The organism is Citrobacter sp. S55_ASV_140 (assembly GCF_018919505.1).
Taxonomy (GTDB): Bacteria; Pseudomonadota; Gammaproteobacteria; order Enterobacterales; family Enterobacteriaceae; genus Citrobacter; species Citrobacter werkmanii.
Genome location: NZ_JAHLQZ010000106.1, coordinates 1 through 13,824, shown reverse-complemented (window position 1 = coordinate 13,824; position 13,824 = coordinate 1). Strand labels below are relative to the sequence as shown.

The following is a 13,824-nucleotide window of genomic DNA, read 5'->3' as shown; positions in this document are numbered from 1 at the left end:
GGTATAAAGCAGCACTATCGGTAGAAAAATCAGCACAATAACCAACATGATACTGAGCGTCATCTGGCTGGAGGTACTGTCCCACACCGTCAGGCTGGACAGGGGTTGCACGCTTGAAGGCATCACAAACGGAAACAGGGTGATTCCGGCGGTGAAGATCACGCAGGCCTGGGTCAGTGAAGCGCACAAAAATCCCCATACGGTACGACGTTGCCTGCAGGCATAGATCGCGAGCATCGGGAAAATCATGCCAAGCAGCGGAATAATTAACAGCACTGGTGACTGATAAAAGTGCGCCATCCACGCGCCCGGTGAGGTCGTCACCGCTTTTAATAGCGGGTTGGAAGGACCATTAGGATCCTGGCTAAGCAGCACAAAGCCATCAATTCCTGTCCACAGCCAGTAACCGGCTAACAGAAAGCAGAGTACCACCAGCATTGCGCTGCGGCGGGTGGCGGACAGCGCGCGTTGGCGAACGATGCCATCGGTTTTTAACTGGAGCCACACGCCCCCTTGCAGAATAACCAGCATCAGGCTTAACGCGCCGCACAACAGGGCAAAGGGAGAGAGTAACTGCCAGAAGGTGCCCAGGTATTGCACATGCAGTTGCGGCGTGTGGATAAAAGGCACGCCCAAAAACAGGTTGCCGAACGCAATGCCGAAAATAACAGGCGGAACCAGACTGCCGATAACCAACCCAGTGTCCCATATTCTGCGCCAGCGCGCGTTGGCTATTTTACCGCGATAGTCAAAAGCTAACGGGCGAAAGAAAAGGGCGCATAGCACCAGAATCATCGCCACATAAAATCCCGAAAAAGCGGCGGCGTACACGCGTGGCCAGGCGGCGAATAATGCGCCGCCCGCCAGAATGAGCCACACCTGATTACCTTCCCAGTGCGCCCCGACGCTATTGATTAATACCCGGCGTTCGTCATCGTTACGCGCGATCAGCGGCAACAGGCAGCCGACCCCCATATCAAATCCGTCAGTGACCATAAAGGCCACCAGAATGATGCCAATTAGCAGCCACCAAATGAGCCGCAGCGTTGCATAATCCAACATGATTATCTCCTTTATCCCTGTTGTTGCGCCGGTTGTTGGTCCCGCATCGTATCTGGACCCAGACGCGCGTATTTTTGCATCAGGTAGACCTCTGCAATTAAAAACAGGGTGTAAAGCGTAAGGATAAGCCCCATGGAGAAGGCCAACTGGCTCGCGCTCAGCGCGGAGTGGGCGTACCAGGTGGGTAAAATATCCTGAATCGCCCACGGCTGACGGCCAAACTCCGTCATAAACCAGCCTGCTTCAATGGCAATCCACGGTAGCGGCAGACTCCACAGCGTCATGCGCAGTACCCAGCGATGCTGGTCGATACGCCAGCGTAAGGTTTGTATCAGCGCAATCGCCATCACCAGCAACAACAGAGAACCGCATCCAATCATGATGCGAAAGCTCCAGAACACGGGGGCCACCTGCGGGATGGCGCCGCGTTGCGCGGCCTGATATTGCGCGGGCGTAACGTGGTTCATATCAGGCGCGTAGTTCGCCAACAGGATGCCGTAACCCAGATCATTTTCTACGGCGTGGAAAGCCTTCAGCACCTGAGGCGTGCGTTTGCCGTTGGCGATTTCCTGCAACAATAACCACGCTTCCCGGCCCCGCTGCAGGCGGGGGAGCGCGTCCGCCATCAGATTTTTGAGTCCCGGAACCGGGGTATCTAACGAGTGCGTCGCCAGGATACCCAGCAGGGCCGGTATCTTCACGGAAAAGGCGTTACGCTCTTGTTCCTGCTGCGGCCAGGCGATGACATGAAAAGGAGCGGGGGCGGGCTCGGTTTGCCATTCTCCTTCCATTGCCGCCAGTTTTACCGGCTGGAGCCGGGCGACCTCATAGGCTGAACTGTCACCCAGTTGCAGGGTGCCGAGGATAGCCAGCGTGCCAAAAACGGAACCCACCGCGAAGGAGCGCAGGGCAAACTCGCGATTGCGACCACGCAGCAGATACCAGGCGCTGATGGACATCACAAACACGGCACCCGTGACATAACCGGACATCACGGTATGGACAAATTTCACCTGGCTGACAGGGTTAAAGACCAGTTCGCTAAAACTGCTCATCTCCATGCGCAGGGTATCGATATTAAAGTGAGCACCGGTCGGATATTGCATCCAGCCGTTAGCGTTGAGGATCCACAGCGCCGAGATATTGGATCCAAACGCGACCAGCCAGGTCACCAGTAAGTGCTGGTACTTGTTTAAACGCTGCCAGCCGAAGAAGAACAGCCCGACGAAGGTGGATTCAAGAAAGAAAGCCATCAGGGCTTCCATCGCCAACGGGGCGCCGAAAATATCGCCCACATAGTTGGAATAGAGCGACCAGTTAGTGCCGAACTGAAACTCCATGGTCAGGCCGGTAGCCACGCCGAGCGCAAAGTTAATACCGAATAATTTTCCCCAGAAACGGGTCATGTCGCGGTAGATGGTTTTGCCGGTCACCACGAACAGGGTTTCCATGATGGCCAGCAAAAATATCAGCCCCAGCGTCAGGGGAACAAACAGAAAATGGTACAGCGCGGTCAGCGCAAACTGCCAGCGCGATAAGTCAATGACGTCCCACATGCGAACTCCATCAGGCATTAGAGAGTGAATAGATAAAGAAGAAAACGTCAGACCCGCAGCAGAAAAACACGCGGGTCTTAAAGAGGGGAGTCAGGCAGGCGGGCCGGATGCCAGCCAGGCGCAGACTTCATCCAGGCGCTCGAGCGAGTCGAGCAGATCTTCCGGCGCAGCCAGTACCAGTTCCGGTAATGGACAGATCTCATAACTCTCGAGCAAAAGCCCTTTCAGGGTATCCAGACAGCGCACATGCCAGACATGGCGCAGCGCCGTGGCGTCGATTTGGCTCTCGCCGTAGCCGATGGTGCGGATCTGTACGTGCCCTTCGCCGCACAGATTGGCGAGGAATCGGCGATCCGCGTCGCTAACAGGCAGTTGGGTGAGGTTAATGCTATGAGGACGCGTGGCCGGATCGCGCAGGTGCGCCAGCAGTTCCTGGGCCAGCGTCAGGCCATTCATCAATCCGTCGATGGGCGGAGGCAGCAGGCTATCGTCCGGCAGCGTATTGAGTGTTGCCGCCTGCCACAGCGCCTGCGGCGCGCTACCGGCTTCCAGATATTCTTCCCATTGGCCCTTGTCATTCTGACAACGCACTCGCCAGATGCCGCAGAAAATCGACTCCTGAATTTCACTTTCCCGGCCGTCAGCATGCTGGATGCGCGCTGAAACTTCGCCTTCACCGAGCAGCGTATTCAAAAACGTGAGATCGTCGGCGTTGAGCGTGGATAGATCCCATCTTAACACCTCCTGCCTGGCGGGAATTCTCCGGGCGAGCTGGTGGCGTACATCGGCTAACAATGCCATCACCGCCGGGCTGTGCGGGCAGTTTTCCAGCATCGCCATGCTGGGGTCGCAGTTGACCTGGCAGGTGAGGGGCAAGGGATTCATGCTGAAGCTATCATCGCCCGGCTGCGTACCCGGACCCAGCAGATGAAAAAAGGAATCGCTCATCATGCAGACTCCGGCGGTATCTGTTCTTCAACTAAGGGCCGCATCAGGTTAAGCAGGTCAGCCCAGGGGTGGATGCCGCTGATAATGCCGCGCAGCTCGCCGTGGATAAACACCAGTGTGGCCGGGAAGCGGAACACGCTAAAACGATCGCCGATCGCCTCGCTGTGTTCAAGGTCGGCCATGGCTATTTGCCAGGCAAACTGGGGAAACTCCCGCAGTAACTCGGCAATCATGACCGGGTTGTCGCTGACTTCCGGCGTGCGGCGGGGATCGCTGCTGAGCAGGACCACGCCATTGCCCACGCGGGTTACCCAGCCATCCAGTTCAGACGCGCTCAGCGGTTGCCAGCCACGCGCCAGCATACGTTGCCATAACGCAGAAAATGGGGTGTCATTTAACATATTGTTTATTCCTCCAGCGTCACGCGATACTGGCGAATACGCACGCCTTCATAGTTTTCCATCGACAGGCATTCATAGTTCAGGCAACGCGTTTCCTCGTTTCTCTGTGGCGCGATACCCCACGCGGCCAGCTGCGTAAGCGCGGCTTGTTCCGCTGTCGGGAGCTGAGTGCGTGCGATGTCGGTCAGGCTGCCGCCATAGTCGTCCAGTTGTACCGGCTGCAGTCCCACGAGAGCGATGTGCGCGGGGAGATGGCCGCGAATATCTGCCAGCGCCAGCACCTCGGAGAAGCTGTTCTGGTGCAGACTCATTTTTTTGGCGCTGAGGTAACTGGGGACTTTGTCACCGGCGTAGGTTTGCAGGGTGCCCGGCGCGAGTCCGTAGTCGATGGCGTCCAGCAGCAGCAAATGGCTGGCCTGTTCAACATAGCCCAGCAGATTCAGCCCCTGGGTGCCGCCATCGACAATCTCTACCCATTCTGGCCAGTGATAGTGGGCGTACAGGCGCTCCGCGAGGCGAATGCCAAACCCTTCGTCTGCCCACAGCAGGTTGCCTAAGCCCATCACGATGACGTTCGGTTCGCTCATGACGCCTCCTTGTCGCGCTGACGTTTGGCAAATTTGTGACTACGATAGCCGTTGACCATGGTCGAGATGACGGTATCGTCGGACATGATGTCCTCGCGGATAGCCATGTACACATGACCTATGATGAAGGCGGCGATGAACCACATTCCTAGCCGGTGCCAGCTGTGAATATCGAGAGAGTTGCCGCCGGTCCAGTAGAAAAACTCCGTCACATAGCGGAAGGGAGTGAAAATGGCGTACTGGCTATGCTCGCTGTATAAGGCAAAACCGGTCAGGATCATAAAAACGGAGAGCAGGAAATAGCCAAACATCGCTGCCTGCGCAACGGGGTTATGTCCGATATCCTCCCCTGGTTTCTTTTCCAGAAACAGATACCAGCGCACTACCGAAAACGCCCCCTGCCACCAACTGCGACGCCAGACCGGCACGATAAACAACTCGCGTGAATAACGGTTACCGACAAAGGCCCAGTAAATGCGCATCAGCAGTATCACCGTGAACACCATGGCGGCGGCGAAATGCGCCAGCCGGATGTCGCCCATATAGAACAGATAGGTGGCCTCGCCGCTGACCGATGGCAGCGGTCGGCCAATAAAGTATCCGGTCACCATCAAAACCAACATGCAGCCTACCGTCAGCCAGTGCCACAAGCGAACAGGCGCTTCAAACACATAGTGGCTGACGGCGGTATCACGCGCCTCCCCGACGCGTGGGGATATCTTTCCAGTCATCGTTCCTTTTCCTCAACGCTTAGCGAACCTGGACTGCGATCAGTTCGCTGCCGTCGTCGCCAAGCACGTGGGTTGAACATGCCAGGCAGGGGTCGAAGCTGTGCAAGGTGCGCAGGATCTCCAGGGGTTGATCCGGTATCGCCATTTGGGTGCCCATCAGCGCCGCCTCGTAAGCGCCAATTTGCCCCTTTGGATCGCGCGGGCTGGCATTCCAGGTGGTTGGCACCACGCACTGATACAGATCGATTTTCTGGTCGCGAATCGATGCCCAGTGGCCTAATGCCCCGCGCGGCGCCTCGGTAAAACCGATCCCGCGGCACTGCTGCGGCCAGCTTTCTGGCTCCCATTTTTCGGTATTCGCCGTCGCCAGGTTGCCGTTTTTCAGGTTGGTCATCAGCTTGTCGAAGAAATATTGCAACTTGCTCACTGCCCACTGCGCTTCGTGCGCCCGGCACAGAATTCGGCCCAGCGTTGACTGCATGCCCGACAGCGGCAGTTTGAGGGCGGACATCATGCGATCCACGGATTCAATCGTCGCGGCATCCCCTTTGTGATAGGCAATCAGCGTACGCGCTAACGGTCCAACTTCCATGGCGTGTCCCCGCCAGCGCGGGGCTTTAATCCACGAGTAACGTTCCTGTTCGTTAAGTTGCTGGATATTAATATCGCTGCCTTTCACATCGCCGGGGTTATACCAGGGTTCGGTAATGCCTTCGAAGGGGTGGCGGCCCAGCTGATCGTCCGGGTAACGGTACCAGGCGTGATCGACAAACTCCTGAATTTGCTGCTGATCGGCGAGGTCCACAGGCAATACGTTGTTAAAATCACCGTTAATCACCGCGCCGCCAGGCATCAACAGGCTTTTGTCGCTGAAGTCGTTGGCGATATCCGGGAACGCGCCGTAGCTCAAAACGCATTTATCAGAAAGCCCGGTGCCAATCTGGCTCCAGGGTTTATTGAACTGACCGATAGCCAGCGCGTCAGGCACCATCACATTGTTGATAAAGTCAGCGGTGCGGGTGATGATCGACTGCACCAGGTTCAGGCGTTCCATATCGACCGCGCCTACAGCGCCACTCTGATCGATATTGATAGCGCACGGCATACCACCGACAATCCAGTTAGGATGGGGGTTTTTACCGCCAAACACCGTATGGATTTTGATAATCTCGCGCTGAAAATCGAGCGCTTCCAGATAGTGGGCAAAGCCCATCAGGTTAGCCTCTGGCGATAGCTTGTACTGCGGATGGCCCCAATAACCGTTACGGAAAATCCCCAACTGACCGCCTTCGACAAATTTCTTCAGCCGATTTTGGACGTCAAAGAAGTAGCCCGGTGAGGACATCGGCCAGGCAGAAAGACTCTGCGCCAGTTGCGATGTGGCGCGAGGATCTGCTTTCAGAGCATTCAGCACGTCAATCCAGTCCATTCCGGCTAACTGGTAAAAGTGCACCAGATGGTCGTGGCACCACAGCGTGGCCAGCATAATATTGCGAATGATGTTGGCATTGTCGGGCACCTTAATGTCAATGGCATCTTCAATGGCGTAGACAGAGGCAAGGGCATGTACGCCGGTGCACACCCCGCAAATTCGTTCGACAAATGCCCATGCGTCGCGCGGGTCGCGACCCTGAAGAATGATCTCCAGTCCGCGGAACATGGTGCCGCAAGAAACCGCGTTGGTGATGATGTTCTGCTCATCAATGTTCACTTCACAACGCATATGACCTTCAATACGCGTAATGGGATCCACAACCAGACGGCGACCGGCATTGTTTAAGGTATATCCCTGGGTTTGATATGAATGGCTCATGCCTGTTTATCCTCATTATCTGACGACTGCTGTCTGGCGTCGGCTAATTGCTGTTTGTGGCGGTTGTGTTGGTTGACGGCGCTGGCGACGGCGTGGACGCCGACGCCGGCAGCCACGACGCCAAGCGCGGTGAGGCCCACGGTATCGGCGGTGGAATGCGTTCCCATCTGTGGAATATCAACCACGCGGCTGTAGAACGAACCGCGATCCCAGAAGCCGTTCTCTGAACATCCCAGACAACCGTGACCGGACTGGATGGGGAAGGAAACGCCGCCATTCCAGCGGGTGGTGGAGCAGGCGTTATAGGTGGTTGGCCCTTTACAGCCCATTTTGTACAGGCAATAGCCTTTGCGGGCGGCGTCATCATCCCAGCTTTCGACGAACTCCCCGGCGTCAAAGTGGGCGCGGCGGTAACATTTGTCATGAATACGCTGCCCGTAGAACATCAGCGGACGCCCCAGACGGTCGAGTTCAGGCAGTCTGTCAAACGTCACCATGTAGGTGATGATGGCGCTCATGACGTCCGGAATCGGCGGGCAGCCGGGCACTTTCACGATCGGCTTATCGGTGATCACTTTATCGATTGGGGTTGCCTGGGTGGGGTTAGGCCGGGCAGCCTGCACGCAGCCCCAGGAGGCACAGGTGCCCCAGGCGATGATCGCGCTGGCTCCGGCGGCGGCGCGTTTGAGTTTTTCCACAAAGGGTCTTCCGCCGCTAATGCAGAACATCCCTTGTTCACCCAGCGGAGGATTACCTTCGACGGCCAGAATGTAGCGGCCGTGGTACTGGCGCAGAATGTCTTCAAATACCTCTTCGGCCTGCGTTCCGGCGGCGGCCATCAACGTGTCGTCGTAATCGAGGGAAATCAGAGAGAGGATGACGTCTTTGGCGAGTGGGTGCGAGGAGCGAATAAACGATTCGGTACAGCAGGTACATTCCAGCCCGTGGATCCAGACGACCGGGATCCGGGGTTTGTTCTCCAACGCCCAGGCTATTCGGGGCGTCATTCCAGCCCCTAATCCCAGCGATGTTGCGGCGAGGCTACAATATTTAAGAAAACTGCGTCGGCTCACTCCCTTCCGGCGCATCGCCTGATAAAAGGTCTCCTCATTATTCGTATTCATAACACGCGTTTCTTCCCCCGTTGAGTTCTGGCGCATGCCGCCAGCGATATCTAAAAAAGCGTATCCGATTAGAGGAGAGAAACAATGCGAAGAGTGTGGTTATGTCCTATAGCGATATATTCGTGACTGTTATCTGTTTTTCACCGACCAGGAATAAAAAAACGCACAGGGGAGACCGCCCTGTGCGTCGGGTTTATCGCGGAAGAACTTAAACCCCAAGGCGATCGCGTAAGCTGTAATAGGCCGCCCCCATGGCGGTAAACGGAATGCGCAGGCTGCGGCCTCCCGGGAACGGGTAGTGTGGCAGGTTGGCGAATGCGTCAAAGCGCTCGGCATCCCCGCGCAGCAGTTCGGAAATCAGGCGTCCAGCCAGATGGGTACAGGTCACGCCGTGACCGCTGTAACCCTGCATATAGTAAATATTGGTATCGAGGCGGCCGAACTGCGGCATACGTGATAACGTCAACAGGAAATTACCGGTCCAGCGGTAATCAATTTTTACCCCCCGCAATTGCGGGAAGGTCTTCAGCAGATTCGGCATCACCAGGCGTTCAATATCGTTCGGATCGCGGGCGCCGTAGACCACACCGCCGCCGTACAGCAGGCGGTTATCGCCGGTCAGACGGTAGTAATCCAGCAGGTAGTTGCAATCTTCCACACAGTAGTTTTTCGGGATCAGCGAACGCGCCATTTCAGCGGACAGCGGTTCGGTGGTTAACACCTGGGTGCCGCACGGCATGCTGCTTTTGGCCAGCGCAGGTTCCAGTTTATCGCCAAGGTAGGCGTTGCCCGCGACGATCACAAAGCGGGCTGTCACCTGACCTTTTTCCGTGCTGACCACCGCCGGGCTGGTGTGTTGAATACGGGTGACCGGCGACTGTTCGAAGATGCGTCCGCCGTTCAGACGAATGGCGTTAGCTTCGCCAATCGCCAGATTGAGCGGATGAATATGGCCACCGCTGTGGTCGAGCAGCGCGCCGACATAGCGATCGCTACTGACTTCGCGGCGAATTTCGCTGCTGTCTAACAGTTCAAGCTGTGTGTTGCCGTAGCGTTCCCAGTTCGACTTCTGCTCTTCCAGCGTTTCCATCTGCTTATGGTTCAGCGCCACAAACAGCCCGCCAGGACGATAATCGCAGTCAATCTGATAGCGTTTAATGCGTTCGCGAATGATGTCGCCGCCTTCAAACATCATGCTGCCGAGCATTTTGGCGGCATCCGGGCCGTAGCTGCGTTCGATAACATCAATATCGCGACTGTAAGAGTTAACCAACTGGCCGCCGTTGCGTCCGCTGGCCCCAAAACCAATACGTGCGGATTCCAGTAGCACCACGTCATAACCCATTTCCGCTAAATGCAGGGCGGAGGAGAGTCCGGTATAGCCGCCGCCCACGACACAGACATCACAGCTAACCGATTCGCTAAGGGTGGGAAACGGTTCGTACTGATTGGCGCTTGCGGCGTAATAACTGCTGGTATGTTCAGTCATGATTAAGGCTCCAGGGAGATCCAAATGGTTTTCAGTTCGCTAAATTTTTCCAGGGCATGCAGGGACTTATCGCGCCCGTTTCCGCTTTGCTTATAACCGCCGAACGGTACGGTCATATCACCGTCGTTGTAGTTATTCACGAAGACTGAACCGGCCTTCAGGCGATGACTCATGCGATGGGCGCGCGACAAATCGCGGGTCCAGACCGCGGCGCCCAGGCCGTAGTCGCTGTCGTTGGCCAGCGCCAGGGCTTCGGCTTCGCTGCTAAAACGGGTGATGACCAGTACCGGGCCGAAGATCTCATCGCGGCTGACGTGGGCTTGCGGCGCGGTATCGACAAAAATCGTCGGGCCGATAGCCGCCGGATGGACATGGCTGCGACCATCCAGCGCCAGCGTGCCTTGCGTTTCACCGTCGCGAATAAAGGTGTCCACGGTGTCGGCATGCGCATTGTCGATAAGCGTGCCCATCGTGGTTTCAGGATCGAGCGGGTTGCCCGGCTGCCAGTTTTTCGCCTGCTCTTTCAACAGCGCGATAAATTCGTCGGCAATACTCTCTTCCAGCAGCAGACGCGTACCGGCGATACAGACCTGACCCTGGTTGTAGAAAATGCCTGCCGCGGCAGTGGCGGCGGCTTTCGCTAGATCCGGGCAGTCGGCAAACACGATGTTGGCGCTTTTACCGCCAGCTTCCAGCCACACGCGTTTCATGTTGCTGTCGCCAGCATCTTTTAGCAGTTGCTTGCCGGTGCGGGTTGAGCCAGTAAAAGTGATCACATCGACATCCGGATGTTGTGACAACGCCTGGCCCGCTTCGTGACCATACCCGCTAACCACGCTGAGAACGCCATCGGGCAAACCCGCTTTTTTAGCCAGTGCCGCAAGACGTATGGCGGTCAGCGGGGACTTCTCCGAGGGTTTGAGGATCACGCTGTTACCGGCGGCCAGCGCGGGGCCAAGTTTCCAACAGGCCAGTAGCAGGGGAAAGTTCCACGGAACGATAGCCGCGATTACGCCCACGGGTTCGCGCACAATCAGCGCCAGATCGTTTACCGAGGTGGTGGCAACTTCGCCATAGACTTTATCAATAGCTTCGGCGTACCACCGGATGGCGCGCGCCGCGCCTGGAATATCATCACGCAGGCTATGGCGAATCGGTTTACCGGTGTCGAGCGTTTCCAGTAGCGCCAGCTCCTCGTGATGCTGCTCCATTAAATCTGCAAGCTTGTGGAGAACCGCCTTGCGCTCTGCGGGTGTTGCCTGCGACCAGTCACCGCGTTCAAAGACGGCGCGGGCTGCGGTGACCGCACGATCCACATCCGCTTTTTTGCCGCGGGCGACTTTGGCGAGTGGGCGCTGCCCGGCCGGATCCTGAGTAATAAAGGTTTCGTTATCGGCGGCGGCGCAATATTCGCCGTTAATAAATAAACGGGTTTCCGGCGAATAATGACTGGCTTTCTCACGCCAATATTTAAGGTTCTGAAAGTTCATAGCTACTCCTTTTATATCAATAAGATAAAGTTCGTTGCTGATCTTTTTCAGGCAAAATCAGGCTGCACGATGCCCCAGGGATTTACCCTGTTAATGCGCGTTATTTAAGAAGGCCTGAGAAACTCAGGCCGCTACTTATTAGAATGTGGTGGGAGTGTGGGCACTGATAATGCGGCAGATCCCTGCCGAGGTGTTGCTGAAGCTGTGTGGAATGCCGGTGTTAATGGCATAACTTTGCCCTGCAACAAGATGATACGTTTGACCGTTGATGGTCAAAACGACTTCACCTTCCAGTATTGTCCCAATCTCTTCACCCTGGTGTTTAATTCTCTCCCCGGTTGTCGTGCCTGGCTGATAGGTTTCAAACATCATTGCCAGCGTACGATTCGGATTTCCGTTGTGAACTAACTTCATGGATACTCCCTGACTCCCGATCTCAATCAAATCATCCTGATTGATAACCACCTGCGGTTCGTCAGGCTTTTCCGGTTCCGCGAAGAACTCGGAGAGCGACAGCCCATATACTTTCAATAGCTTTTGCAGCGTACTGATGGCAGGACTGACTTTGTCCTGCTCTATGGTACTGATGGCGCTATGCGTCAACCCAGACAGTTCGGCGGCACGACGTTGCGAAAGACCCAATTGCTGGCGGATCTCTGACAAACGTTTACCCGGCGCCAGGCCGTCATCGCTCATAATTGCATTTCCTTAACAGTAGTGGTCAGAGTCGCTGTTTTTCAGCGAGGTGGTTCTGACAAGCGGTGATAAAACCTTCAAGTAACAAACGCGACAGGGCGTATTCGCTACTGTTCCATTCCGGGTGCCACTGCACGCCGAGCGCGAAAGGATGGTCGTGAACGCTGGCCGCTTCCACTAATCCATCCTGCGATCGTGCTTCCACACGCAGCTGCGGGCCAAGCGTTTTTGCGCCCTGACCATGTAAGGAGTTAACCCAAAACGTGCTGCAACCTGGTATTAATTGCGACAGCAATCCTCCCTGTTGAACCTGGACTTCATGAGATGGGGCGTATTGCTGCTCCACCGGGAGTTCCGCATCTTCACGATGTTCCAGGAACTGTGAGTGATCGCACAGGCGACGATACAGAGTCCCGCCAGTGGCGACAACTAATTCCTGTAAGCCCCGGCAGATGGCGAAAATGGGAATGCGCCTTTCGAGCCCGGCGGTAATTAGCGCCATGCTCAGAAGATCACGCCCCGGATCGGCGTCAGACTCATCGCCATTTTCACCATAGAGGTGCGGTTGCACATTGCTTGGGCTTCCAGGCAGGAAGATACCATCCAGTTTTGGTAACAGCGCGTTCAGTAATTCTGGCTCCGCGAGCGCATGAGGTAACGCTATCGGTAATCCACCGGCATTCAAAACCGCATTCAGGTACTTTTCTTGCAGAGTCTGGGTCTCGTGACCCTTAAGCCTGTTCCTACACATCACTACACCAATAACTGGCTTGTCAAATATATTGCCCATGATCGACCTCACGTTTTGGAATAAATTATTGCCAAACGGTTCCTTGTTGTGCAATTCCGTTCATTATTTTCTCAATCTAGCAGCGTAATAACCTTCTAGCAAACTTAATTTAACATTTGACAAACAAATTGTTTGCATCCAGAGTCGAAGGGTGGACATTATATTTAACAGTCAAATCACAGAAAGCTTACCAGGCCAACGGCGGTGAATCATGGAAACCAATATCGTAGAAGTTGAGAATTTTGTTCAGCATTCTGAAGAGAGGCGAAGTAGCGCGTTTGCGCGCGAAGTGAAGCAATATCTGGAACGTTATCCCAACACGCAGTTTGTCGATGTGCTGTTAACCGACCTTAATGGTTGTTTTCGCGGTAAACGCATTCCCGTGTCGGGATTGTCTAAGTTAGAGAAGGGCTGTTATTTTCCCGCATCGGTGTTCGCGATGGACATTCTGGGCAATGTGGTGGAAGAGGCGGGGTTAGGACAAGAACTTGGCGAACCGGACAGGACCTGTGTGCCAGTGCTCGGAACGTTAACCCCTTCGGCCGCCGATCCGGAATTTATTGGCCAGATGATGCTGACAATGCTGGATGAAGATGGCGCTCCCTTTGACGTTGAGCCGCGGAACGTTCTCAACCGACTCTGGCAGAAACTGCGCCAGCGCGGTTTGTTCCCCGTCGTAGCGGTAGAGCTGGAGTTCTATTTACTCGATCGCAAGCGCGATCCCGAAGGTTATCTGCAGCCGCCATGCGCGCCGGGAACGGACGATCGTAATACCCAAAGTCAGGTTTACTCCGTTGATAACCTGAACCACTTTGCTGATGTGCTGAACGATATCGACGAACTGGCCCGTCTGCAGTTGATCCCGGCCGACGGTGCGGTGGCCGAAGCATCTCCTGGTCAGTTTGAAATCAATCTCATCCATACCGATAACGTACTCGACGCCTGTGACGATGCGCTGGCGCTGAAGCGCCTGGTGCGGCTGGTGGCGGAGAAACATAAGATGCATGCCACCTTTATGGCAAAGCCCTATGAGGAGCATGCCGGTAGCGGGATGCATATCCACATCAGCATTATGAATAACAAAGGCGAGAACGTGCTGGCCGATGCGAATGGCGATGATTCCGCGTTACTTAAGCG

Annotated in this window: 13 protein-coding genes; 1 reads left to right on the top strand and 12 read right to left on the bottom strand. The window is 55.6% G+C overall.

What is annotated here, in order from left to right; all coding sequences use genetic code 11:
- The 12 genes from appB to puuD form a co-directional block, all read right to left on the bottom strand.
- Window positions 1-1,062, bottom strand: a 1,062-nt coding sequence (appB, locus tag KQJ18_RS15440) for a cytochrome d ubiquinol oxidase subunit II (protein WP_216422248.1), incomplete at its 3' end; no start/stop codon positions are given.
- Between the two features lie 11 nt (window positions 1,063-1,073).
- Window positions 1,074-2,618, bottom strand: coding sequence for a cytochrome bd-II oxidase subunit 1 (appC, locus tag KQJ18_RS15435; RefSeq protein ID WP_216422246.1), 1,545 nt, complete (start codon window positions 2,616-2,618; stop codon window positions 1,074-1,076).
- Window positions 2,619-2,708: 90 nt separating this feature from the next.
- A complete protein-coding gene (locus KQJ18_RS15430; protein WP_216422250.1) occupies window positions 2,709-3,566 on the bottom strand; it encodes a hydrogenase expression/formation protein in 858 nt (285 codons plus the stop codon).
- Complete coding sequence (gene hyaE, locus KQJ18_RS15425) at window positions 3,566-3,967, bottom strand: hydrogenase-1 operon protein HyaE (protein ID WP_216422244.1); 402 nt, start codon at window positions 3,965-3,967, stop codon at window positions 3,566-3,568. Before hyaE ends, KQJ18_RS15430 begins: the two co-directional genes overlap by 1 nt.
- A 5-nt stretch (window positions 3,968-3,972) precedes the next feature.
- Window positions 3,973-4,554 (bottom strand): hydrogenase 1 maturation protease, encoded by a 582-nt coding sequence (hyaD, locus tag KQJ18_RS15420; RefSeq protein WP_087856447.1) that lies wholly within the window; start codon window positions 4,552-4,554, stop codon window positions 3,973-3,975.
- On the bottom strand, window positions 4,551-5,285 hold the full coding sequence (hyaC, locus tag KQJ18_RS15415) for a Ni/Fe-hydrogenase b-type cytochrome subunit (protein ID WP_137346890.1): 735 nt from the start codon (window positions 5,283-5,285) through the stop codon (window positions 4,551-4,553). Before hyaC ends, hyaD begins: the two co-directional genes overlap by 4 nt.
- Window positions 5,286-5,304: 19 nt before the next feature.
- The gene (gene hyaB / locus KQJ18_RS15410; RefSeq protein ID WP_216422242.1) at window positions 5,305-7,098 is read right to left on the bottom strand and encodes a Ni/Fe-hydrogenase large subunit; all 1,794 of its coding nucleotides are present in this window, start codon (window positions 7,096-7,098) and stop codon (window positions 5,305-5,307) included.
- Window positions 7,095-8,222: a hydrogenase 1 small subunit gene (hyaA, locus tag KQJ18_RS15405; protein ID WP_079225335.1), complete on the bottom strand. Its 1,128-nt coding sequence runs from the start codon at window positions 8,220-8,222 to the stop codon at window positions 7,095-7,097. The genes hyaB and hyaA overlap by 4 nt, the downstream gene beginning before the upstream one ends.
- Window positions 8,223-8,430: 208 nt before the next feature.
- The gene (locus KQJ18_RS15400) at window positions 8,431-9,711 is read right to left on the bottom strand and encodes an FAD-binding oxidoreductase (protein ID WP_038637921.1); all 1,281 of its coding nucleotides are present in this window, start codon (window positions 9,709-9,711) and stop codon (window positions 8,431-8,433) included.
- A gap of 2 nt (window positions 9,712-9,713) precedes the next feature.
- Window positions 9,714-11,201, bottom strand: a complete 1,488-nt coding sequence (gene puuC, locus KQJ18_RS15395; RefSeq protein WP_216422240.1) for an aldehyde dehydrogenase PuuC — start codon at window positions 11,199-11,201, stop codon at window positions 9,714-9,716.
- Between the two features lie 138 nt (window positions 11,202-11,339).
- Window positions 11,340-11,897 carry an HTH-type transcriptional regulator PuuR gene (gene puuR / locus KQJ18_RS15390; RefSeq protein ID WP_038637926.1) on the bottom strand — a complete coding sequence of 186 codons (558 nt, stop codon included), beginning with the start codon at window positions 11,895-11,897 and terminating at the stop codon, window positions 11,340-11,342.
- Between the two features lie 25 nt (window positions 11,898-11,922).
- Window positions 11,923-12,687, bottom strand: coding sequence for a gamma-glutamyl-gamma-aminobutyrate hydrolase (gene puuD / locus KQJ18_RS15385; protein ID WP_003838709.1), 765 nt, complete (start codon window positions 12,685-12,687; stop codon window positions 11,923-11,925).
- Window positions 12,688-12,898: 211 nt separating this feature from the next.
- Between puuD and KQJ18_RS15380 the strand changes: the two genes are divergently transcribed.
- On the top strand, window positions 12,899-13,824 hold a 926-nt coding region (locus KQJ18_RS15380; RefSeq protein WP_216422239.1), incomplete at its 3' end, for a glutamine synthetase family protein.